The sequence below is a fragment of the Metabacillus sp. 113a genome (assembly GCF_050107635.1).
In the GTDB taxonomy this organism is placed as follows: Bacteria; Bacillota; Bacilli; order Bacillales; family Bacillaceae; genus Metabacillus_B.
Genome location: NZ_JBNILJ010000002.1, coordinates 389,834 through 415,219 on the forward strand (window position 1 = coordinate 389,834; position 25,386 = coordinate 415,219).

Annotated in this window: 16 protein-coding genes and 1 riboswitch; of the genes, 15 read left to right on the forward strand and 1 reads right to left on the reverse strand. The window is 46.5% G+C overall.

The window, feature by feature from the left end; all coding sequences use genetic code 11:
* Window positions 1-657 precede the first annotated feature (657 nt).
* A complete protein-coding gene (locus tag ACQCVE_RS06220; protein WP_426862113.1) occupies window positions 658-1,596 on the reverse strand; it encodes an LCP family protein in 939 nt (312 codons plus the stop codon).
* Window positions 1,597-1,936: 340 nt separating this feature from the next.
* On the opposite strand from ACQCVE_RS06220, the gene ACQCVE_RS06225 reads away from it, so the two are divergent.
* The 15 genes from ACQCVE_RS06225 (at window position 1,937) to ACQCVE_RS06295 (ending at window position 24,653) form a co-directional block, all read left to right on the forward strand.
* Entirely contained in the window at window positions 1,937-6,295 is a 4,359-nt protein-coding gene (locus tag ACQCVE_RS06225; RefSeq protein ID WP_426862115.1) for a lamin tail domain-containing protein, read from the forward strand.
* A gap of 210 nt (window positions 6,296-6,505) precedes the next feature.
* Window positions 6,506-6,838: a hypothetical protein gene (locus ACQCVE_RS06230; RefSeq protein WP_426842941.1), complete on the forward strand. Its 333-nt coding sequence runs from the start codon at window positions 6,506-6,508 to the stop codon at window positions 6,836-6,838.
* Window positions 6,839-7,064: 226 nt separating this feature from the next.
* Window positions 7,065-8,015: a hypothetical protein gene (locus tag ACQCVE_RS06235; RefSeq protein WP_426862116.1), complete on the forward strand. Its 951-nt coding sequence runs from the start codon at window positions 7,065-7,067 to the stop codon at window positions 8,013-8,015.
* 850 nt (window positions 8,016-8,865) lie between these two features.
* A complete protein-coding gene (locus ACQCVE_RS06240) occupies window positions 8,866-9,663 on the forward strand; it encodes an SGNH/GDSL hydrolase family protein (RefSeq protein ID WP_426862118.1) in 798 nt (265 codons plus the stop codon).
* 542 nt (window positions 9,664-10,205) lie between these two features.
* The gene (locus tag ACQCVE_RS06245) at window positions 10,206-10,910 is read left to right on the forward strand and encodes a sugar transferase (RefSeq protein ID WP_426862140.1); all 705 of its coding nucleotides are present in this window, start codon (window positions 10,206-10,208) and stop codon (window positions 10,908-10,910) included.
* A gap of 24 nt (window positions 10,911-10,934) precedes the next feature.
* Complete coding sequence (locus ACQCVE_RS06250) at window positions 10,935-11,858, forward strand: NAD-dependent epimerase/dehydratase family protein (protein ID WP_426843356.1); 924 nt, start codon at window positions 10,935-10,937, stop codon at window positions 11,856-11,858.
* A gap of 130 nt (window positions 11,859-11,988) precedes the next feature.
* Window positions 11,989-13,107, forward strand: a complete 1,119-nt coding sequence (locus tag ACQCVE_RS06255; RefSeq protein WP_426862119.1) for a glycosyltransferase — start codon at window positions 11,989-11,991, stop codon at window positions 13,105-13,107.
* A gap of 12 nt (window positions 13,108-13,119) precedes the next feature.
* Window positions 13,120-14,223 (forward strand): glycosyltransferase, encoded by a 1,104-nt coding sequence (locus ACQCVE_RS06260; protein ID WP_426862120.1) that lies wholly within the window; start codon window positions 13,120-13,122, stop codon window positions 14,221-14,223.
* A gap of 1 nt (window position 14,224) precedes the next feature.
* Complete coding sequence (locus tag ACQCVE_RS06265; RefSeq protein WP_426862121.1) at window positions 14,225-14,992, forward strand: glycosyltransferase family 2 protein; 768 nt, start codon at window positions 14,225-14,227, stop codon at window positions 14,990-14,992.
* An 84-nt stretch (window positions 14,993-15,076) separates the two neighbouring features.
* Window positions 15,077-15,952, forward strand: a complete 876-nt coding sequence (gene galU / locus ACQCVE_RS06270; RefSeq protein ID WP_426842934.1) for a UTP--glucose-1-phosphate uridylyltransferase GalU — start codon at window positions 15,077-15,079, stop codon at window positions 15,950-15,952.
* 36 nt (window positions 15,953-15,988) lie between these two features.
* Window positions 15,989-17,305 carry a UDP-glucose dehydrogenase family protein gene (locus ACQCVE_RS06275; protein ID WP_426862142.1) on the forward strand — a complete coding sequence of 439 codons (1,317 nt, stop codon included), beginning with the start codon at window positions 15,989-15,991 and terminating at the stop codon, window positions 17,303-17,305.
* 64 nt (window positions 17,306-17,369) lie between these two features.
* Window positions 17,370-18,560, forward strand: a complete 1,191-nt coding sequence (locus ACQCVE_RS06280) for a S8 family serine peptidase (protein WP_426842933.1) — start codon at window positions 17,370-17,372, stop codon at window positions 18,558-18,560.
* Between the two features lie 241 nt (window positions 18,561-18,801).
* A complete protein-coding gene (locus ACQCVE_RS06285) occupies window positions 18,802-21,132 on the forward strand; it encodes a 5'-nucleotidase C-terminal domain-containing protein (RefSeq protein WP_426862123.1) in 2,331 nt (776 codons plus the stop codon).
* A 97-nt stretch (window positions 21,133-21,229) separates the two neighbouring features.
* Window positions 21,230-21,314, forward strand: a riboswitch (cyclic di-GMP riboswitch).
* Between the two features lie 180 nt (window positions 21,315-21,494).
* Window positions 21,495-21,896, forward strand: a complete 402-nt coding sequence (locus ACQCVE_RS06290) for a swarming motility protein SwrAA (protein ID WP_426842931.1) — start codon at window positions 21,495-21,497, stop codon at window positions 21,894-21,896.
* A 189-nt stretch (window positions 21,897-22,085) separates the two neighbouring features.
* Window positions 22,086-24,653 (forward strand): hypothetical protein, encoded by a 2,568-nt coding sequence (locus ACQCVE_RS06295; protein WP_426862125.1) that lies wholly within the window; start codon window positions 22,086-22,088, stop codon window positions 24,651-24,653.
* Window positions 24,654-25,386 lie beyond the last annotated feature (733 nt).

The window sequence follows — 25,386 nt, forward strand, 5'->3', positions numbered from 1 at the left end:
CCCTTATACGACAAGGATCTGCAGATCAGGTGCCGGAGCTTTAGTACGGCAGCGAAAGTGGGGACAGGCGCGGTGCCAGTCCCCCACTGCTTTAATGCAGAGCGGGACAGAGACCGATGCTCCGAATCCCTTGCAGCACAAAGGAATGCAGAGTTAGTGCCAGAGCTTTAATGCTTTATCAGGGTGAGGGCCAGACCCGGCCAGCTCCAGATTTAACGCAGAGCGCTCTCCTCCGGCCCCCGTCACAGTAAAGCAGTGGGGGAAGGAGGCAGAAATCTCTGATACCTACTCTCGCAACGTTTTCAAGGCTTAAGGGACAGAGCAAGATTGGTTGACATAATAGGGGACGGAGGAATCCTCCGTCCCCAATTTTCTGCCTCTGAGGGGACGGAGCTAAGACCTTACCATCCCTTGTGCGACAAAGTCTTATACAATATGGTGCCAGAGGTTTAGTGCTTTAGCAAAGCGGGGGACGGAGGCAGCCGCTTCCCGGTATCATGTTTCAGAAATGTCTTATTAAGCCGCTTCCCAGCATCATGTTTCAAAGGTGTCCGATGCAGCCGCTCCCCAATGTCAGACATTGAACCTAAAAAAATTTAAACTCCCCCCCTGCAGCCTGCCCCGCTCCAAAGAAAAAAACCCGGTTCATCCGGGTTCTCATTTGCTGGCTGTGCTTGGAGCAATCTCCAGGCTGGCCTTTAGTTTGTCTGTGATGGCGTTGCGGTTCTCTTCAGGCACCTCAAGGTACCAGATGCCATCGATTTTCGTTCCATTGCCTTCAATTGTGTGCTGAACCATTGTTCCGCTTGCTTCGCGGTAGTTTGAGACCATGTTCCACATGTCGTCAAAGGAAAGGTTCGTTTTCACGTTGTTTTCGACAACTCCAAGCATGTCGCTGAATTTATTGATGGATTGAATGTTGGCTCCTTTTGCGATGACCGCTTCAATAATTTTTCGCTGACGCAGCTGGCGGCCTGTGTCTCCTGCCGGATCTTCATAACGCATTCTGGAGTATTTGAGTGCTGATTCCCCGTCCAGCTGAGTCGGTCCTTCCTGGAAGGATTCGCCTTCGTATTCGAATGCGAGGTGGTTATTAATTTCAACGCCACCGACTGCGTCGACAATTTGTTTGAAGCTCTCCATGTTTACTTTTACAAAATAATCGACATTGACGCCGAGGAAGTTCTGCACGGTTTCAATGGCCATTTTTGTTCCGCCGAACGCATAAGCGTGATTGATTTTGTCTGTCGTATTATGGCCGATGATTTCTGTCCGCGTATCCCGCGGGATGCTGACCATGTGCATTTCTTTTTTATTTGGGTTTACGGTCATATAGATAAGGGAGTCCGAGCGGCCGACATCGCCTTGTCTTTCATCCACTCCCATCAGGAGTATGGAAATGGGTTCTTTTTTGGCCAGGTCTGCAGGAGGCTCGAGACTTTCGATGTCTACCTTTTCCTGAATGACGGATACTGTATCGTTCGTCCGTTTGATTAAATAGCCTAAATACAGCGCTGAACCGATCAGCAATACACCAATTACAGAAAGCGTCACCCACAGCCAGGTTTTTTTCTTTTTCTTTTGTTGTGTTCTCAATCACTTTCGCCCTCGTTTCTAAAATATATGCAGTCCAATAGAATAAATGGATAGAATTGTTAGTGTAACTGAAAGAATTTTGACATAATTTGAGGAAAAAGTCTATCTTTTTTAAAAATATTATTCTTAAAAGGAAGGTTTGCAGATTCTCTCGTCCTGTATATATAGACGGATGGAGACTAGGAAATGTTTCACATATCAAACAGAAATCAAGAAGAAAATTGTAAATTTTTCTAATAAGTTCCTTCGCTGAAAATTAATGAACCCTTAAAGAACTCCCCGTTATGGCTTAGCATCAGTTTTGTAAAATGATGTTAACTATTTCTACCGGGAGGCACGTATGAGAAAACATGCAGCGATCTGGATTGGTTCGATAGCGATCTTTCTGTTAGTAAACGGCTTTGGTTTCCTTTCTTCCTTTTTTAACCTTACGGCAGAAGCATTTAACCGGACGATGGGCCAGCCGGCTAAGGCGTCTCATCTGCTGATTACAGAAATATCCCCAAATAATGCAGGGGCTGATTCCTATGAATTTTTCGAACTGCATAATCCGACAGACGCTCCGATTGATTTATCTCAATTTACCTTTATCTATCAGTATACAAAGACCCCCGCAAGCGACAAAGAAATTCCTATTCCTGATCAGGTTATTGATCCTGGGAAATCCGCTGTTCTATGGTTCAACAATGGCGGCAAAACGGCAGAGGATTTTAATAAGCAGTACGGCGTCCGTCTCACGGCGGATGAGCTGATTCCGTTCACAGAAGGATTTGCCGGATTTTACAATGGAGGAGACAGAGGCCTTTTAATCAAGGACGGAGATGATTCAGTCGTATCCGCTTCTTATACAATGGATGATATAAGTGATGCGGGGCTTGATGTCCATTTCAGAGCACCAGAATCAGGCACAGCAATGAAAACCTATAAACGTCTGGCTGCTCCAACACCGGGTGCAATAGATGAGGAGCAGGCACTAAAGGAAACGAAAAGTGATTCCGTACCGCCTGAAATTAAGCATGAGCCAGTTTCCGGCGGCAAAGCTTTTTCGCCTGTGCCGGTTCAGGCTGAGGTTACAGATGACCAAAAGGTTGCTCAGGTGCAGCTCCATTATAAACGGACCGATCAGTCTGATTTTTCAACCGTTCCGATGAAAGCCTCTCAGGGTTCTCCGGCTGAATACAAGGGCGAGATCCCGGGAATGGAAGCTGTGTCGGATATGACGTACTACATAGAAGCAAGCGACGGGCAAAACACCGAGAAGACAAAAGAGTTCCCGGTTGCGATAGAGCCGGTAAAAGGCAAGCCTAAAAATGTTCCTCCGCTGCTTATAACGGAGGCGGTCCCGAATTCATCGAATACGGGAGCGGCAGATGGCTATGAATTCATTGAAGTCTATAACAATACAAACGAAGATGTGAATTTCAAAAACTATAAGCTTCAGTATCGTTCCGGTGCCGAAGCGGCGACAGATGTCGTCTGGCCGTCTATTCCGGATGATGTGGTCATTCCTTCCGGAAAAACGCTGACGTTCTGGATCATCAATTCCTCCAACGGGGATAAAACCACAGCGGATTTTAACCGGAATTACGGGAGTTCGCTTAAAGAAAATGAAGAGCTGGTGAAGGTTTACAGCGACGGCATGTCCAACACGTTAATGAGAGGACTGGTCGTGGCCACGAATGCCGGCAGGGAAGTGAATGTGGCGTATTACAACGATGTTCCAAATGTGCTGGATCCGGTGACGGATAAAGGAATCAATTATACGTTTCCGCAGGACGGATCTAAAACACAGCTTAAGGTGAACGCCGGGAAGGAAGCGGCCACTCCCGGAAAGGTCAGTTCCTACCAGGTGCCGTCTACACCTGTGCAAATAAAGGATGACCAAGAGAATCCGGCCATTGAGGATTTGACAAAGCGAACAGAAACGGACGAGTTAAAGGATTTCAAGATTACTGCAGAAGCGCTGGATGACCAGGAAGTGAAGTCGGTAAAGCTGTATGTGAGAACAGACAGCGGCGAATTCAAAGAAAAAATCATCAAGCAGGATTACAATGATACATTATTTCACCATACCGTCTATTCTCCTGATCTAATCGGGAAAAAGTCCCTTGAATATTATTTCGTTGTATCGGATGGGAAAAATGAAATTGAAACCGGGCCGGTCACAGTTAAGATTACCAGCACGTTAGATTCATCCCCTCTAAGGATGAACTTGAAAGAAGGGGAATTTGCAGCAGGGGAACGAGTTCTGAGGACAGCTCCCCGGGGTGGACAGCTTTTGTTGGACGGAAATCCTTTTGCAGCGAAGGCAGCCCCCTCTCTTGAGCATGAAGCTTATTTTGCCTTTGAGGTAAACAACGTTAATACGTTTTTCCAAAACGGGATTACGATGGGTGACGATGTCCTCCGCATTTTTGATGATTTTATTATGAACTGGCAGACCATATATGTGCCGGTAGACCCGAGCCGTCTTAAGGCCGGAGACAACGTCATCACTGTCCGTTCAGGGACGAAGGCGACCCCGTTTGATATGGACTCGCTTGAAAACAGGGACGATTTTGATATGAAGCATCCTCGGCTCATTCTTAGAGACGGAACAATTATTCATGACCCTGCCCACCCCGATCCGGATCAGAATGTAAATATTGGAGATGGCGCAGGCGGCTCAAAAATGATGGATTTTCATTTTGATTTGAAGGATGAGCACCTCCAGGCGAGCTCCTACATATGGAATACCGGAGAAGTAAAGGACGGCAAACACCAGCTGACGGTAAAGTATGAAAAACAGTCCTTTACGCGAAACGTCATCGTGGATAATACGGCTCCCGAGATAAAACCTAATATAATAGAAGGAAAAGAATACAAAGGTTCATTTAAATTGGATGCGCGGGTCAAAGACAAGCTTTCCGGCATCAGCAAAACAGAAGTGAAATTGGATGGCAAAATCATTGAGCTTCCTCAAAAGGCATCTGCCTCAAAGATGGAACCGGGAGACCATACCCTGTATATAAAAGCAGCTGATAAAGCGGGGAATGCCGCAGAACAGACGATCCGTTTTGAGACAGCAGCTGAAAACCCGAATCAGCCACGCCTGATCAGTCCGAAAATGAATGAAAAAGGTAAGAGTGATCCGATTCTGACCGTTCAGGCCTCGGATCCAACAGGTGATGACTTAACGGTGTCCTTTTTGAAAGGTTTCCGCTATGACGCGAGCCTCAAGGGGCAAGTAAACGCTTATAAAAACACAGCCGAAACAGAGCCGCCTGCCACCCAGGTACCGGAAGGGGAAAAAGCGTTTACTGATCAGGAGAGAGCACTCACAGAAAAGAATGACAATCAATATGTGACAACAGACTCGAGCACCGAGTTTCCGTATCACCGCTTTGATGTGAAAGTGGATAGCAGCGTCGATGAGAATGACCGGATTGAGCTTTCGTGGGAAGGACATTCTCTGGAAGGCCGTAAAGTGACGATGTACGCCTGGAACCATTCCATTTCCCATTGGTCTGTCATTGACGGGACCATTGCAGGAAAAGAGGATTTTGAGCTTAAAGGAGAGGCGGCTGCCGCTGATTTCGTAAAGGACAGCAAAATTAACGTGATGATTCAGGATGAAATCCCAGCCTCCTCTGATGACTATGATTATACGTTTGTCTGGATATCGGATACACAGTATTATTCAGAAACCTATCCGCACATTTACGATTCACAGACAAAGTGGATTGCAGACAAAAAAGAAGAAATGAAAATTAAGTACGTTTTTCACACCGGGGATCTCGTCAATATGGCGAACCAGGATTACCAGTGGAAAGCAGCCGATCAATATATGAAAACGCTCGAGGATGCGAACGTTCCATACGGGGTCCTGGCAGGCAATCACGATGTTGATCACAAAACAAGTGACTACAGCCAATACTGGAAATACTTTGGTGAAAACCGATTTAAAGACCAGCCGCATTATGGTGAATCCTACCAAAACAATAAAGGGCACTATGATTTAATCTCTGCGAATGGAAATGACTACATCATGGTGTATATGGGCTGGGGCGTGGATGATGAAAGCATTGCCTGGATGAATAAGGTGCTGAGCGAGCATCCAGACCGGAAAGCCATTCTTAATTTCCATGAGTATTTAATGGCAACCGGAACCAGACACCCTCTGGGAGAAAAGCTTTTCCAGGAAATCGTTGTTCCAAATCAAAATGTGATCGCGGTGCTGAGCGGCCACTACCATGAGAGCCGGGTTTACACCGATGAAATTGATGACAATGGGGACGGGAAACCGGACCGGTCTGTGCCGCAAATCCTTGCAGACTATCAATCCGGTCCAGAGGGCGGCCAAGGGTATATGAGGCTGCTGCACTTTGATGCAGATGACAACCGGATTATCGTCAATACGTATTCTCCTTATTTGAATGATTACAATTTTTATAACCCTGAAGATTTCCCGAATAAAGATGAATTCACGTTAAACCTGGATCTGTCCCCAATGGAAAAACGCGTAGCAACCGATTATTTCGCCGTAAACATTTTCACGGATGAGCGGATCGGTAAAAAACAAAAAATCAAAAGCGGGGGCATGGCATCAGTGAAGTGGAATGGATTAAGGGCCGGATCAGAGTACTCCTGGTATGCGGAAGTACGGGACCGGTATACGGGCAGAACCATTTCAGACATCTGGAGCTTTAAGAAAAAATAAGGCGAGCCACCGGAGTGCAGGATTACCTGCACTCCGACTTTTTGTGACCACAATCTCCATTCCCCGGGAAATTTTTCTCATATATTGTCGCATAAAAAATAGCTTTTTTGGGAAAGGAAATAGACCGGGTCCGTCGTATTTACATTAGTGGAATTATATTCCACATATGAGATGCCGGGGGTAACAGTGTGAAGAAGCCATAGAAAAATCATGAGCATGGTAATGGCAGCCGTATTGATGATCGGGGCTTTGCCGGGAGCTTCTGCTGCAGCAGCGGAAAAAGGGCCAAAAACAGAGACCGCCCTTAAAGAAATGCTTGCCGGCAGCCAGAGTGTAAAAACGAAAGACCAATCAGAACCCTTTGATCAGCACACGCTCATGATCAAATACAAAACACCAATCTCTGCGACTGCCCATCAAAAGGCGGGGGGAAGGCTCGTACAGAGGGTTTCAGGTTTGAGCTGTTATATCGTCAAGCCCTCAGGGAAAACGTCTCTTGAAAACAGTAAGGTAAATTATGGAATTATTAAAGCGCAGTATTAATTTTTACACCTGTTGAGTTGAGCGGAAGGCTGAGACTCCGAGCTAAGAGCAGCGAGGACAGGGGGCTTTGATTGTAGCAGACGCTGTAACCAGTCTTTTCGTAAAAAATACGTAAAGTTTTTCATGAAAGGAAATTCTACCCTGTAAAAAGGGACGATTCCCCTATATACTTTAAGGTAGAACAAGCTTACGGTGAGAAAGATAACAGCACAATAGGAGGAACAAAATGAAGAAAGTTTTACTGGCAGGAATCGGAACGTTTATGCTGATCAGTGCATTCCATACCGCCCCGGCCGCCGTTGCTGCATCACAGGCTTATGTCCAGGCTGACAAAAGCGGAAACGCTTTGGCCGCAAAAACAAAAGCTTATGAGCAAGCCATTGGAACGAAAAAAATGTCTGTCATTGACAGTCAGTACAATGGAGTACTGAACGCCATCAAATCGACGGAAATTTTAATTGGAAAAGTCTCAGGGGCAAGCAGGCGCCAGGCTCTTTTGACAAAGTACATCAGCCCTGCTAAAGCTGCAAGGGATAAAACAACATACGAGATCTCTCAATACCGTCTGCTGGAAAAAATGGAGACGAGAATTTACACGCCCGATTACAAAATTGATCAGGATCTCGGCGTTTTGGACCGGCTGAAAAGACGTACAGCTGAAGTGAAAAAATCAGCAAACCTGCCAGCCCTCGACCCGGAAATCACCAATTCCCTGCTCAAAAAAGAAGCGGTAGTGGAAGGTGAATATACCTCTACCTACATTGACGGCTACAGAATTTTAATTGCTCAGGACAAGAGCATTTATTATGCCAATAATATGTATGATTACCTGAAAAAGCACATAAGTGAAACAGACAAGCGAATCGGCTACGTTTCAGGAAGAACGACGCGAAACCAGCTGCTGGAAGCCTACATTCAGCCCGGCAAAAAAGAAATCGCCCGTTCCATGTACGAAATCTCCCGCTACCGTCTCATGAGCGAATTGTTCAAACTGGCCCAGTCATCAGAGCAGGCTCAGAAAGATGAAGCAAAAGCCCGGCTGCCTGAATTGGATGCTCTGAAGAAAAAAGCAGAGGACCTGAAAAAAACAGGCGTGTACAAGCCGCTGCCAGAACAAATCCTAAATGATTTGAACGAAGATGAAGTCCAATTGAGGGAAATCATCAACGGGAAATAAGGACAGGATCAAAGTGCTCAGAGTTTATGCTCTGAGCACTTTTATTTTGAAACGCACTTCTTGCCTCCGTCCCTTGCTATGCTAAAGCACTAAACCTCCGTCCCTTGCTATGCTAAAGCACTAAACCTCTGTCCCCGCTCTGGTTGAACTCATAAACGACAAGGGATGACATGATCACCCCTCTGTCCCCGAAATGGCAGAAAATCCGGGTCGGAGGCAGCCTCCGACCCCAATTATGTCTACTAGCCCTTCTCCGTCCCCATGCCATCAAAACAGCTGAGAGAGTAAGGACAACCAGCTTCTGCCTCTGACCCCAGATGCTTTACCGTAACGGGGGTCGGAGGCACCAGCATCGCCACCTTTTAATACCAGGTAGAGCGGGCGGGTGCCGGAGCTTCACCGCTGTAAAGAGGTGGGGGACAGAGACATGACGTAACGAGACCTTATGCAGCAAGGGGCGGCAGATCCGGTGCCGGAGCTTTAGTACGGCAGCGAAAGTGGGGCCAGGCACGGTGCCTGGTCCTTAACGCTTTAAAGCAGTGCGGGCCAGAGGCGAGTGTTTTGAAAGCTCTGTGGCACAAGGGATAGACGGGATGGTACCGGAGCTTTAGTCCTTTATCACAGTGCGGGACAGACCCCGCCAGTAATCCCCGCCCCCAAGCTCTCTCCCCCCGCCTCCGCCAGTAAACCACCCCGCCCCCAAGTTCATTCCCCTACCAAACCAATCCCCTACACCAGACCCGCCTCCCCCACCCATTGTAAATACGTGTAAAATGTTCGACAAATTCCCCAATATTTCCACGTTTTGTAGTATACTATCAAAAGTTACTTTGACTATGGAGGAAATGCTTTGAAAAAGACAGCGGTCGTTCTTACTGCGCTCGTATCAATCAGCGGAATTACAGCAGGAAAACTATATTGGAATGAAAAAATAGAAAGTCAGACATCGGCTGTTTCGGGGAAAGCATTGGCTGAAACCGCACCAGCTGCTGATCAGCCGGCTGCAAACGCGATGGGGGAAGCGGAAGGTTTAACGAAAAACCTGCCTCCTGCCGCTGCTAAGGCAATCGTTCAGGCGGAAAAGACAGGGAAGCCGGCAAAGCTCGTTCTGTTCGGTTCGGATACTGCCTATGGCGAGAAGGATTCCTGGGCCAATCAGTTTACAGAACAGATCAAAGCGGAGTACCCGTCAGGCTTATTGGAGATCGAGACTATTTTTATTAAGGATAAGACGTCCAAAGAGGTAATCGGGGAAAAGCTTTACAGCAAGGCAGCAGAAGCGAAGCCGGATCTTCTGTTATTTGAGCCGTTCATCCTTGAGGATAATGGAGAGGTTGGCATTCGGAATACCTTCGATAACCTTTCTGTGATGATTGAGGGGATCCGCAGTCAAAGCAAGGATGCCGTGATTATGCTACAGCCTTCCTATCCTCTGCAGAATGCCATTTATTATCCAAAAGAAGTGGAGCAGCTTCAGGAGTTTGCGGATAAAGCAGGATATGCCTTTTTAAACCACTGGGAAAACTGGCCGGCGGGTGATTCTGAGGAGATGGCTGCTTACCTGCAGGAAGACGGGAATGGACCTTCTTCTAAGGGGCATAGTGCCTGGGCTGAATACCTGGCGAAAGTATTTATTAGCAAAAAATAATCAGGCGGGTTTAGGAAATTCGAAAGGATGGGTAAAGAAGCTTAGCGGCGCACCTCAAAAAAAATTTAGAAAACGGTGCTCGCAAAAGCGAATAGACCGGCGAATCATTTTAAGGGAAAATTCCCACATTCCTTTACAAAAAATTTACCTGGCATATGCAACCATTTCAGAAACAGTTCGTCATATGTATATGTATGGCAAGGAAGCCTTATGTTTGCGTGGCTGGGCCCGCTTGCTTTCAGTTATCCAGATTAATGCAGAGTTCTCTTTAAAACGGGCGCATTAAGTGCTGGATTTACTCAAACAATAAAGGCAGATTACTGCAAGTACCAAAAGCCGGGTATACTGCTAAAGGATGCGGTTTGTCCATGCTTTATGGGCGCTGCACATTTCAGTACAGATCCTTTAATTTTGTCCAGTCTATGAACGTTTCATTGCACAGTATGTCCTCACTCTGAATTTTATTGACCTTTTTTTTAACAAGTGATATTGTTCTTATGAGTGAATTCATGAACCAAGCTTAAAACTTGACACAAAAAATTATAAAGTTAGCCGAAAGAAATTTAGAGGTGATTTTGGTGGCGATTAATCGGGCAGAATCCAATTTGTATCGTAAGTATCAATCCGTTGCCTACGCACAAACAGCAGAAATTAACCCGAAAAAGACAGCATATAACGAATATGGCAAACGTTTGACGGATATTTTTTTAGCAATAATCGGTCTTATATTCTCAGCACCCATCGTACTCATAACCATGCTTGCAATCAAGTTGGAATCCCCGGGTGCGGCGCTGTTCTTTCAGGAGCGCGTCGGATTAAAGGGACATAAATTTAACGTAATCAAGCTTCGTTCCATGAGGACGGACGCAGAAAAAAACGGAGCGCAGTGGGCATCTAAAAATGATCCCCGCGTGACGAAAATCGGAGCTTTCATCAGAAAAACGCGCATCGATGAGCTGCCTCAGTTTTACAATGTACTGAGAGGGGACATGAGCCTGATCGGTCCAAGACCTGAGCGCCCGATGTTTGCAGAGGCTTTTGAACGTGAAATTCCAGGATTCGCTCATCGCCTTGCTGTTAAGCCCGGGTTAACCGGGTGGGCACAGGTGAACGGAGGCTACGATATAACTCCAAAGGAAAAACTGCAGCATGATTTGTACTACATTTCCAACATGAGTCTTGTACTTGATCTGAAAATTATTTTCAAAACAATACGTGTTATCTTTACTGGTGAAGGCGCTAGGTAAGATCTGTCTAGGAGGATTCCCTCAATTATGAAAGTTTTGGTAACAGGCGGCTGCGGATTTATCGGCTCGCATATTGTAGACCTATTGGTGCAGGAGCAGCACGACGTAATGGTTGTGGATGATCTGAGCACAGGGAAAGAACAAAACGTCAATAAAGAAGCACAGTATATTGTAGGCAGCATTAATTCTCCGGAATTTGATGCGGCAGTCGAACAGTTTCAGCCTGAAGCGATCATTCATCAGGCGGCGCAGGTGAGTGTTCCCAGATCGATTGAAAATCCTTTTACAGATGAGGAAATCAATATAAGGGGCTCTCTTCATGTGATTGAAAGTGCTAAGAAGCACGGGGTCCGCAAAATTGTATTTGCTTCTTCGGCAGCCGTTTACGGAAATCCGGAGTATCTTCCTGTTGACGTAAACCATGAGACGAAGCCGATGGCTCCATACGGCGTGTCCAAATTCGCTGTAGAAAAATATCTTCAAATGGCGCAAATCCTTTATGGAATTGATTTTACGATTCTCCGCTACGGCAACGTATACGGACCGCGCCAGGATGCGCTTGGAGAAGGCGGCGTTATTGCCATTTTTGCCGAGGCGTTTGGACGGGGAGAGGCACCGTTTATTTTTGGTGATGGAGAACAGACGCGTGACTTTGTCTATGTAGGCGATGTTGCAAAAGCGAATGTGAAAGCATTAACGAGCGGGGATAACAGGATTTTAAATGTATCCTCGGCGGACAAAATTACGGTGAATGAACTGTTTTTCCTTATGAACGAAATTTCCGGAAACAGCCTTGATCCGGTCTACAAAGAAGAACGCAGCGGTGATATAAGGGATAGCGTGCTATCCAACAGCGACACCATTTTGGCCCTGGACTGGAATGCTGAGGTTACGCTTCCACAGGGTCTTGCCAACACTCTGGAATTTTATAAAAGTGCATCAAAATGATGGATCGAAATCTCCCGCTGCCATTCGCATAAACCAGGTTAAATGGATTGCGAAGCGGGAGATTTTTTTATGGAAAAATATCTGCCGGCAGGTCAACAAGCCGTTAAACTAACCTATAGAGGAGATTCTCATGAAACACGCCATTGTCTATTTTCCATATGAGCTTCAAACAAACCCAAGAAGCGGATCGGGTGTCCGCCCGAAACGGATGGTAGAGGCCTTTACGCGCTTTGGAGAAAGGGAAAACCTTAAAATTGTTGTCATCTCCGGCCAGTCCCGTGCCCGGAAAGAACGAATCCGGGAGTACTTGGAAAATCACGATGTGAAGGATGCACAATTCTGCTACATGGAAACGAGCACAATGCCCTACTGGCTGACAGATAAGGACCACGTTCCCCGGGCGGTTGGATTGGATTATCCTTTTTGGAAAAAACTAAAAGATAACGGAGTAGCGATTGGCTGCTTTTATCGGGATGTTTACTGGCAGTTTGACGATATGTATGTGCCGCCATTCCGTAAAAAAGCGCTCACTCCTATCATGAGAAATATTTACAGAAAAGAGTTAAGCACGTATCATAAAGTATTAGAGAAGCTGTACCTTCCGTCACTGGAAATGAACCGCTTTGTTCAATGGGAAAAGGATTTTGATGAGCTTCCTCCCGGAATGGGACATGCAACATCCAGAAACCACGAACTCCCGGAAGTTCCGACAGCGATTTATGTCGGGGGAATCACGGATACTGCCGGCATACTGAATATGCTTGAAGCCTTCAGGATTCTGAATCATGATGCCGTAAACGTAAAACTGCAATTCATCTGCCGGGATTTTGAATTTGAAAAATATCCTGAAGTGCAGAAATTTAAGGATGAACCCTGGATCAGCATTCAGCACTTGTCCGGTGATGCGCTCCATGAAGTATACAAAACGGCAGATTTGGCATTGATTCCTTACAGAAAAAATACGTATCATGATTTTGCCATGCCGGTAAAATTATTTGAATATTTGTCCTACAGCCTCCCGATTGTCGCGACGAATTGCGACGCACAATCACGATTTATTGAGGACAATCATTTTGGCGTGACTGCCGCCGTTACAAAGGAAGATTTCGCAGAAGCGGTTAAGCAGGCCTTAAAGCCTGAAATTCATCAGGAACTGGTTCGTTCCATTCAAGAGCATGCATTTGAAAAAAACAGCTGGGATGCAAGGGTTCAGAAGGTTGCTCATGATCTGACAGCGGCCCGCAAATAAGAGGTGAAAGAAATGAAGATTGCCATTTTAGCTCCGGCAAATAATGTTCATACAAAAAAGTGGCTGGGTTTTTACAACAGCAAGGGCTATCAAGTCCTGAATATCAGTTTTGACAGCCACACGGATCACGAGGACCGTACCATGTGGCCCAATGTCCAAACACATTATTTAAAGCTGAAGTTTTCAAACAAGCTTTCCTATTTTCTGACCGTGCCTGAAATCAAACAGCAGCTTAAAAGCTTTCGCCCGGATATTCTTCATAGTCATTATGTTTCAAGCTATGGCCTTGTCGGCGCAATGGCCAACTTCCACCCTTATATGATTTCAGTATGGGGAATGGATATTTATGATTTTCCGAAAGAAGGAAAGCTGAATACATACATGGTCAAGTATGCGCTCGGCAAAGCGGATGTTATCGGGTCCACAAGCCACGTTATGAAAGAAGTGACGGCGCAGTATACAAACAAGCCTATTGATGTCACCCCATTCGGCGTGGATATGGAAAAATTCAAGCCGCTCCCTGACCGGAAACCAAATGAGATCGTTACATTCGGAATTGTGAAAACGATGGCTGAAAAGTACGGGATCCGCTACCTGCTGGAGGGCTATGCAGAGCTGAAACAGATGGTTCCTCCTGAAGCGTTTGAAATGACAAAGCTTGAAATTGTCGGACCCGGCCCAAAGCTTGAGGAATATCAGGAGCTGGCGAAATCTCTAAAAATTGATGGTCAGACCGTATTCCACGGGAGGGTTCCGCATGCAAAAGTGCCTGAGCTCATTAATTCCTTTGATGTCTTTTTTGTTCCTTCCACTCTGGACAGTGAAAGCTTCGGTGTAGCTGCTGTGGAAGCACAGGCGTGCGAGGTTCCGGTCGTTGTGGCGAATGTCGGCGGTCTTCCTGAGGTGGTAAAGGATGGAGAGACCGGCTTTATCGTGCCAACAAAAGACAGCACAGCTTTGGCAGAAAAAATGAAGCTGTTCATGGAAGATCCGGTTCTGGGCCGGGATATGGGAAAAAAAGGAAGAGAGCACGTTTTATCTCTCTACCGCTGGGAAGAAAATGCAGAGCTCATGTCTGATATTTATGAACGCACGTTGGCAGGAAGGGTGAGGTAGCGTGGAAAAACCGCTTGTATCCGTGATCACGCCTTCCTATAACAGTACGAAAACCATCGGGGACACGATTCGTTCTGTACAGGCCCAAACGTACAGCCACTGGGAGATGCTGATCGTCGATGACTGCTCCACCGATCATTCCAGAGACTATATCAGGGAATTTGCCGGAGCGGATTCCCGCATTCAGCTGATTGAGCTGGATGAAAACAGCGGGGCAGCCGTGGCTAGAAACACTGCGCTCAGGATGGTGAAGGGAAAATACGCAGCGTTCCTCGACAGTGATGATTTATGGCACCCGGAAAAGCTGGATAAGCAAATCCGATTTATGGAAGAGAACGATTATGCGTTTACGTATACTAAATACGAGCTGATGAAAGAGGATGGCGGGAGGCTGAATCAGGTAGTGGAAATTCCTGACAGCATCGGCTACCATGGACTGCTGAAAAACACGATCATCGGCTGCTTGACAGCGGTAGTGAATCTGGAAAAAACCGGTCCAATTCAAATGCCGAATATCCGGACGAGACAGGATTTTGCTCTCTGGCTGTCCATTTTGAAAAAAGGAATAACGGCACATGGTCTGCAGGAAACGCTTGCTTCTTACAGGCTCGTTCCGGGATCCATCTCCAGCAATAAAGTGAAAGCCGCGAAACAGACATGGAAGGTTTACAGAGAAGTAGAAAAACTGAGCCTTCCGTATTCAGCCGTCTGTTTTGCAGGGTATGCCTGGAATGCCGTCAAGAAAACCTATTTAAATAGAAAAAGCTAAGGGGAAATCCAATGCTGACGCTGAGTAAAGCGGGCGAAGCCATTTAACCTTGCTATATAAAATACACAATTGGGGGAATGAAAGATGACAAAAGTAAGAAAAGCGATTATACCGGCAGCAGGCCTCGGGACACGTTTCCTTCCTGCAACGAAAGCACAGCCAAAGGAAATGCTTCCAATCGTGGACAAGCCGACCATCCAATACATAATCGAAGAGGCAGTCGCTTCGGGCATTGAAGACATCATTATCGTCAGCGGACGAGGCAAGCGCGCGATTGAAGACCACTTTGATAAATCCTATGAGCTTGAAGAAACGCTTGCCAAAAAAGGCAAGGATAAAATACTTGAAGAGGTTCAGGCCATTTCCGGTCTTGCGAACATTCACTATATCCGCCAGAAGGAACCTAAAGGATTGGGCCATGCGATTAACTGTGCGAGCCGATTTGTAGGCGATGAGCCGTTCGCAGTTCTGCTTGGAGATGACATTGTCCGTTCTGAAACCCCGTGCACAAAGCAGCTGATTGATGCGTTTGATCAGCATCAGCGCAGTGTTGTAGGCGTTCAGCAGGTCCCGGATGAAGATGTCTCTAAGTATGGCATCATCGCTCCGCAGAAATCTCCAAACGGGGACAAAATGATTTCGGTTCATACGCTTGTAGAGAAACCGAAAAATGAAGAGGCTCCTTCCAACTATGCCATTATGGGCCGGTACATCTTAACGCCTGAGATTTTCTCTATTCTGGACGAGCTTCCACCTGGTGCAGGCGGTGAAATTCAGCTGACAGATGCACTGAAGGTTTTGAATGAAACACAGCCGATTTATGCCTACAATTTTGACGGACAGCGCTATGATGTAGGAGACAAGTTCGGATTCATTAAAGCGACTGTTGATTTTGCCCTTGAGCGCGATGATCTAAGAGATCAGGTAAACAGCTATTTAAAAGAAATAGTGAAAAAGTAAATACGCTGAGGCTATCAGCAATATGGAGGATTTTACATCATGCAAATCGCAGTAGTTGGAACAGGCTATGTCGGCCTGGTTACAGGAGTATGCCTGTCCGAAATCGGACATGAAGTAACATGTGTGGATATTGATGAAAAAAAGGTAGAGAGCATGAGACAGGGCTTGTCCCCAATCTATGAGCCCGGCCTTGATGAACTGATGAAGGCAAACATCGAGCGAGGAAGACTGCATTTTACAACGAAGCACAAGGACGCATTTGCCGGGGCAAAAGCAATCTACATCGCGGTAGGCACGCCTCAGCGTGAAGACGGACAGGCAGATCTGCGTTTTGTCGAGCAAGTTGCCATTGATATCGCCAATAACATCAACAATGATGTAGTCGTCGTAACCAAAAGCACCGTTCCAGTTGGAACAAATGAACGGGTTCAGTCCATCGTTAAAGAGCATCTTAAAGATGATTACAAGGTTTACTCTGTTTCCAATCCGGAGTTTCTCCGTGAAGGCTCAGCGGTAAAAGATACCTTTGAAGGGGACCGGGTTGTCATTGGAGCAGACAGTGAGGAAGCAGCTGCACTGTTGGAGGAAATCAACCGCCCATTCGGCATTCCGATTTTTAAGACCGGGATCCGAAGCGCTGAAATGATTAAATATGCCTCCAATGCATTTCTTGCAACGAAGATCAGCTTTATTAACGAAATTGCGAACCTTTGTGAAAAGCTAGAAGCGGATGTTGAAGATGTTGCGGCAGGGATGGGGATGGATGACCGGATCGGCAGCAAATTCCTGAAAGCGGGAATTGGCTACGGCGGTTCGTGCTTCCCGAAAGACACAAGCGCCCTTGTTCAAATCGCAAGCTATGTTCAGCATGATTTCAACCTGCTGAAATCTGTCATTCAGGTGAATGCAGAGCAGCAGAAAATGCTTGTATCCAAAGCGAGAGAGCGCTTTGGTAATTTAAAAGGAAAGCGTGTCGCCATGCTCGGCCTTGCCTTTAAGCCGAACACGGATGATATGCGTGAAGCGGCCTCCATTACACTGGCTCACGAGCTTGTCAATGAAGGTGCCGAAGTCGTAGCGTACGATCCGATCGCGGCAGATAATGCGAAAAAGCTGCTTCCGGCAGAGACCCTTTATACAGACAGCCCGGAAGAAGCCATCACCGGAGCGGATTTTGCCATGATCGTAACGGAATGGGAGCAAGTGAAAGCATTGACCTTCCAGGACTATATAGAAAAATTAAATGAGCCGGTCATTTTCGACGGCCGCAACTGCTACTCCCTTGAGCAGGCAGCAGAGCATCCGGTAGAATATTACTCTGTCGGCCGCAAACCAATCCTTAACCGAAACTAGATGGAAATTTTCCATCTGGTTTTTTTTATTTTTTCGGATTACTATTAAGCAAAGGGCATGGTTGTTGCGTCGCCAAAATGAAAAAGAGAGAAGCGTGCTGAGAATGGGGAAATTGCTTAGATTCATGATTGTATGTTGTGTCTCCGGTTTGTTTTTTGTCTATTTGCCGCAGCAAGCGGAAGCAGCTTCATTCCGCTATTTGGCCGAACTCAAAGGAGAGCCTTCACAGGTTAAAGAACAGCTGAAGCCATGGAGAATCACAAAAACCTTTTCTCTGGATGGCCGCCATTATGCTGTTTTAACAGGAAGCGGATCCATCAGAAAGCTAAAAAAGAACCCGGTCATTATCTCTGCACAGCACGACTTAAAAACATCGGGAGCCGCTGCCTTTAAAGCCCCGCGCTACTCGCAGCAGATTTCATGGGGAGTGAAAAACTCCCAAAGCCACCGTCTCGCCTCTAAGCCCTGTGCCTGCAAAATTGCCATCGTAGATTCCGGGATTGCCGAGCATGAGGATTTAAAGGGAAGGGTCATCTCGAGGGTTTCATTCATAAATGGCGAAAAGCGGGGGATGGCGCCTGACACCGGGAAGCTTCAGCATGGAACACATATTGCCGGCATTATCGGAGCGAATTTTAATACATTCGGCTCGGTAGGAATGGTCCCTGAAGCTAAACTGCTAGCTGTGAAAGTGTTAGATGAAAATGACGAGGGCTACGCCTCTGACCAGGCAGCCGGAATCGCCTGGGCCGCCAATAACGGAGCGGACATCATTAATGTAAGCTTAAGCGACGAATCCGGCAGGAATGAAATAACCGAGCAGGTTCTAAAAAGTGCTTACAATAAAGGCGTTGTCATCATTGCGGCAAGCGGAAATAAAGGGAAGCGAGTCGAGTATCCGGCGTCCTCCCCCTATACCATTTCTGTCGGTGCTGTGGATCAAACTAACAGAATTGCTTCTTTTTCAAGCTTCGGAAGCAGCCTCGATCTTCTTGCTCCGGGAGTGGACATTCGCTCAACCGTTTTTAAGAGCTCCTATAAAAATCTCAGCGGCACCTCCCAGGCTGCGCCGCATGCAGCAGGAGGCGCGGCCAAGCTTCTTCCTCTTTATCACGGACCGAAAAACGGAGCAAGAGTTGAATGGGTAAGAAAGAGATTAAAAGATTATGGGGACTTGAGAAGAGTGACCGTTAATGGACGCGCGTATAAAGTCCCGGTTTTAAATGTGTACAAAAGCTATTATGGAATAAAATAATCATGAAAAAGAGCTGATCCGTTTTCGGACAGCTCTTTTTTTGACGCTTTATCCCCTTGTCAGCGACCTGCTGAAAGTCCCTAATTTATTGTAAATATAATAATCTGTTTACAAATTAAACAATTAATTTACAATTTTCTCATAGAAACAGCTCTGATGTTGCGATAGAATTTTAGTTGGGACCGAAACCGCTTAAATAAATCCGTTTTACCATTTTTTAATTTGAGAGGGGAATATCTGAATGTTCAAAAGCAAAGCACTAACTGCGGGTATTGCAGCTGCCGTACTTTCTTCTGGTTTAGCAGCCACACCGGCATCCGCTGCCACAGGCACTTTCGCGTCAAAAACCGTACATAAAGCCGAAACTCTTGCAAGCTCCCTGCATAGATACTACACCAATGTTACCCCGAACGGACCTGAAATCACTCCTGAATTCGAAGCGAGATACAACTTGACCAAGGATGCAATCGAAGAAGGCTGGGACGTTATTAATGAAGTGTCCAGCCCGCGGATCAAACGCATTCTTAGAGAACGCCTTGAAATGGCTGTTGAGCGTCAAATGCGCGCCGCCTATTACTTCGATGCTGTAAGATACGGAGAAAAGCTTAAGCGGGCCACCAATGATTTCCGCGCACAATACAGCGAAACTCCAAGCAAAGAAATGCAGTCCGCGTATTTTGACCTGATTGATCAAACCGAAAACTACGGCAAGCTCGTCGGAAAAGTATACCGCTCCAATGTCCGCGAAGCGATGGGTTCCGAATACATCCTTCCTGCAAAGGTAGCTTATCAGCTGGTTGGCTTTGACCTTACTCAGTTCAAATACAATCTAAAAGCAGATCAGGCTATTTCTGACAATGATAAAGAAGCTGCACTTAAAATGATCGAAATTTCAGAGAAGCTGGAAGAAAAGGATCAGGAAATTACAAAAGCACTTTTAGCCCTATTCCCGAACTCTGCAGAACTGAAGAAGGATGCAGACAAGGTAGAAGAAAACATTGATCCTGCCATCATGGAGGAAATCGAGCGCCTGAAAGAAGAGATTGACGCTGCGTTTGCAAGCTTCGATCTATCCATCCTTCATTCCAACGATACACATGCAAATGTTGAAAAAGCTCCAAAAAGAATTACGGCTATTAAAGAAATGAGAGAGGCGAAAGAAAACTCCCTTCTTCTTGATGCCGGCGATGTTTTCTCTGGAACTCTATATTTCAACGAATTTAAGGGACAAGCAGACCTTGAGCTTATGAATCTTGCAGGCTACGATGCGATGGTGTACGGAAACCATGAATTTGATCTTGGAACAGAGCCTTTGGCCCGTTTCGTAGAAAAAGCTGAATTTCCATTTGTCAGTGCAAACGTAGATTTCTCAAATGATGCAAACATGAAAAACCTTCACAGCGATACGATTTCCGAAGCACCTGAAAACGGAAAATCCTACAGCGCCATCGTAAAAGAAGTCAATGGCGAAGAAGTGGGAATCATTGGTTTGACGACTGCTGAGACAGCGACTATCTCCAGCCCGGGAGAAGGCGTGAAATTCGAGGACTACATCGCAGAAGCGAAAAAAGCAGTAGCAGAGCTTGAAGGAAAAGGAATCAACAAAATTGTTGCCCTTACTCACATTGGATATGAAGATGGCGGCGGCGACAACGATGTAACCCTTGCGAAGGAAGTAGAAGGATTGGATGTCATCGTAGGCGGCCACTCCCATACACGTCTTGATGAACCTGTCTTTGACAAAACAGGAGAAGAACCGACTGTAATCGTTCAGGCTTACCAGTACAGCGACTTCCTTGGATCTCTTGATGTGGAATTTGACTACATGGGAAAAGTGATTTCACACGAAGGGCAATTGATTGATGTAAGCGCGAAAGCAGATGATGCTGAAGCGATGGAAATTGTTAATAAGTACAAGCCTCAAATCGAAGAAGTGAAAAACGAAGAGGTAGCCGAGACACCTGTTGCTCTTGACGGTGCACGTGATAATGTCCGAACAAAAGAAACGAACCTAGGAAACCTGATCACCGACGGTATGCTTGCGAAAGCGAAAACAATCGACCCTGATACTGTAATCGCTCTTCAAAATGGCGGCGGAATTCGTGCTTCCATTGATCAGGGAACCATTACGATGGGTGAAATCCTGACCGTTATGCCTTTCGGAAACTCCTTGGCCATCATGGACTTAAAGGGCTCAGAAATTAAAGAAGCTCTGGAGCACAGTGTCGATACGGCGCCAGCTCAATCCGGTGCATTCCTTCAGGTTGCCGGCATGAAGTTCACGTATGACAGCACAAAACCTGCCGGAGAACGTGTCACAGACGTTCAAGTGAAAGGAGACGGAGATGCTTATGCCGCTCTTGACCCTGAAAAAATGTACAAAGTAGCGACCAACACCTTTACAGCTGCAGGCGGAGACAACTACACTGTATTTGAAAATGCATACGGAGAAGGCCGTGTAAGCGAGCCTGGCTACGTAGACTGGGAAACATTCAGCGAGTACGTAAAAACGAATCCAGAGATTAAAGAAGGCGGAGAAGGACGCATCACGGACGCCGCTTCACAGCAATAATGGCATTTTAGGAAAAGGCTGGCTAAATTGCCAGCCTTTTTTACGGTTCCCGGATCATTTGTAGTATAATAGTCCTCGTGTTCAGGGAAGCTGGAGCAGACGTAAAAGGCAAACTTGTTGAAAGATAAGGACGCAAAGCCATGAGTCTAAAGCATTCATGCCAGGATTGTCAGGCTGCCAATTGCAATTCGGAAAGGCTATGTTCAAACACACATTTGGTTTTCACCCGCTGCCGCTAACCTGGCAAGAGCGAATCCGCCTGCCGTGTTTAACGAAGCCTTTCAGAAAAAGATGGCTTTCGTCTCAATGTAGATCATCCCAGACATTCGAGAACAAAATGAACTTTGATGGAGGATCAGCCATTGTATCGGGAACCGAACATGAGAATTCGAAACAACAAACAATTAAGGTATCAGACTTTAAGGCGGGAACTGACGGGTTTAATGAAAGAGAAAAACATCAAACGGAACCCGAAGACAGAGGAAGCGCTGGAATTGTTCAGCCAGTATTATATTAACTACACAAATTTGACCAGCGGAAAGCATATTGATGAAACCATCATCAGGGAGTACATCCACTTCCACCTCCATTCCAGCCAAAAACGAAAGGCCTACACCTCTATAAAAAGACTGAAGGAAGATGTGAAAATACTGGAAAGTCTTTTTGACCAGTCAGAGGGCTCTTTCCGGCAAGCCGACTTTTCTTTGCTGAATTATTCTTTATGGGTAAACAGTGACACAGACAGCAAAGGGTTATATCATTAAGGAAACAGGACCATGCGATAAAACAGAAGGTAGAATCTCACGGGCTTTTGTGTTTTTTTACGGTCAGCTGCTTGTTTCAAGCTGAATATTTCTCCGGACCTTGCACGATTTTGACATAATTTTTCAGCTGAATGCAGAACATAGTTGAAAGATCCAATGATGCAATATTGATCGTTATGGAGGATTTTCATGAAGTTACTTCGATTATTTTTTTCGTTTTTGCTCCTCATTTCATTGCTGACCTTTCCTGCATCGGCCACAGGAGGACCTTTTGAGAACCTTGGTCCTCAGGTTAAGTATGTAAATGTGATACGCGGAAAGGCGGGACTCGATCAATATGGCCAGCCTCGTTTTTACGCCCTGCTGCAGGGTGAGCCTGCCAAGCTTGCAGTGATTGACCTTCAGACAGAGAAAATCGTGGATATTGAAACACTCCCGGGCGCTTCTGCGGCCTGGTCCATTGAAATAGATCCCCAGCACCGTGTCTGGGTTGGATCCACCCCGAATGAGCATCTGTACCGCTACGATCCGGAAACGAAAGAAATTACGGATCTTGGAAAAGCAACCACCACTTCCAACACCACCATTTGGGATTTAACGTACGATAAAAAGTCCAACCGGATTTTTGGGGTAACCTCCTATGGCGGATCTGTTATTACTTACAGCGAAGAAGAAGGCTTTAAAAGTCTCGGAGGGGTAATGAAAGGCCGGCGGTACGCGAGAAGTGTCGAATACGATGAAAAAACAAACACTCTTTATGTAGGGGTAGGATCTCCTGCCGCCCTGATAAAATGGGATCTGGACACAAACCAGAAGACAAACATCCTTCCGGAAAAGTATCAAAAGGATGCATCCGTGTACGACCTGAATTTATCCCGCGGAAGAGTCTATGCCAAGATGGAAAACCAAAGTATGCTTTTAGTCATAAACACGAAAAATGATCAGGTTGAGCATGAAATCCCTGCGGATTCCAGAGGGATCTCCCAAGCATGGGACGGGGATACAGTTTTTTACAGCTATAAGAAAAAGCTGTACGAGCTGAATCCAAAGGACGGAAAAAGCAAGGAAGTCAATTCAGATCTACCTGCAACAGCCGCTTCTCTGGATATCATTTCGATAGACGGTCAGCCTAAGCTTGTCGGCCTCTCGGCAAACGGAGGGAAGTTTTATCAATATCATTTAAAAGAAGATAAATACAAGGACACCATGCTCAATCTCCCTTCCCAGGCTGTGGATATTTATAACGTCGGCCAGGGAGTTAACGGAAACATCTACAGCTCCGGCTTTATCTCCGGAAAGCTGGGAGTGTACAACCCTGAATCCAAAGAAACAAAAATGTACAAAGGCGTCGGCCAGGTGGAGGACATGGCGTCCGTTGGAAAGAAAATGTATTTTGGAGTCTATCCGAACGCCATCCTCTATGAATACGATACCGCCAAAAACTGGGTACCGGGAGAAAATCCTAAAAGAATCATCAATCTCGGAGACAGCGGGCAGGACCGTCCAAAGGCGCTGGCAGGAGACGAAGAAAAAGAAAGACTTTACGCCGGAACCATTCCGAAACGCGGAGAAAAAACAGGAATGTTCCTCGTCTATGATGTGAACAAACGAAAAATTTCTTATAAAGAAAAACTCTCCTACAATCAAAGTGCGTCCGCCATGGTTTACAGCGAACAAAAAGACATCCTGTATTTTGCGACCAGCGCCTATGACGGCAGCGGAAACCTGTCCAACAAAAGCGCACAGCTTTATGCTGTTGACACAAACAGCCCCAAATACAGAAAAAAAGTCATTCAGCTTCCGGGCGGCTATGCCGTAAAGATTTCAGCCTTAACAATCACACCCGACGGAAGGCTGTGGGGAATCGTCGACAATAAACTGCTTGTCTACGACCCCGAAAAGGAAAAACCAAGCTTATATCCAATCACACCAAACCAGATCAAAGGCATGTACAAAACCGAAAGCCTGCTCCTCGACCCATCGGGCAAAAACCTGTACGGAACATTCCAGGGAATGCTGTTCAAGGTGGATATCGAGAGCCTGGAAATTACAAGCTACCGGACAAGTGATGTATTCCAGCTAGCCAACGACAGCGAAGGAAATCTCTATTACAACAGCCGGTCCAACCTATGGAAAATCCGGCCGGAGGATTTAACAAAGGATCATATCCTAACACCGGGAGAGCTCACCCTTCCGAATGTCTCATCCACCAACTCTTCCTTTCCGGTCGCAAGAGTCTATTCCGAGCACACCATTCTTCTCTATCGGAAAAAAGGCTCCACCATGGTGCCGGTTAAACAGCTAAAGGCCGACTCTTCGTACCGTGTATATGGAACGTATAAAAACTATTACCATATAGGGAACGACTACTATATTTATAACGAGCCCCACAAGGTATCCGCATACGTCGGAAGAGTATACGCAATGGGAGAGGCTGCCATTCTCAAACCCGACGGCTCCGTATACCGGACGCTGAAGCCCGGTGAAAATATGAAGGTTTACAGCTACGATGATCAAAGCTACGACGTTGGAGAAGGCTACAAAATCCAGAAAAATGGCGCTGTAACTTTTTCCATCGGAACAGTAGAGCTGAATAGCAACTCCATGATGTTCCAATACGGCGAAAACCTTCCAATCTTCAAGCTCCAGGCAGGAGAAAAATTTGAAATCGTCAAAACAGAAGGAAACAAACTGATCTTAGGCAACGGCTACTATCTGGAATACAACAAACGCACCATGACCTATAAGAAAAACTAATTTGAACCCGGGTGAATGCTGCCGGGGTTTTTTGTGTACCTAGCGTGCGAAAGACGGCTTTTCAAGATTTCTTGTTGCGGTTTTTGTTCTGTGCCTCCGATCTCCGCTCAAATATCGTGCTTGGAGCCTGGCTGCCTCCAGACTCTTCGAACATTGCACCTGCAGGGTCGCTGGTCGCTGCCTCCGACCCTTTAAATATCGCACCTGAAGGGTCGCTGCCTCCGACCCTTCAAATATCGCACCTGAAGTCTAGCTGCCTCCGACCCCCGCTCTGCTAAAGCACGAAAGCTCCGGCACCATCTCTACGACTCTTACAGCGCCAAGGGTAATAAGCGCACTAGCTCCGTCCCCAATTCAGGTGGAAAAAGGGGACGGAGGCTGCCTCCGTCCCCTATTATGTCTACTAGACTCACTCCGTCCCCCAATCGCCAGAAGCGTTGGTATGAAAGGGAAGAGAGACGTCTGTCTCTGTCCCCTGATGCTTCACCGTACCGGGGGTCGGAGGCACTGTACTGCCCTTCAAGATCTTCACCACTTGCGCCAGGAGTCTCGCTGCATCCGCCCCTTCAAATATTGCACCTGCAGCCTTCCTGCCTCCGACCCCCACTCTGCTAAAGCACGAAAGCTCCGGCACCGTCTCTACGACTCTTACAGCGCCCAGGGTTTACGGCACGCTGTCTCTGACCCCACATGCGGTGAAGCAAGTGGGGTCAGGCACCGTGCCTGGCCCGCA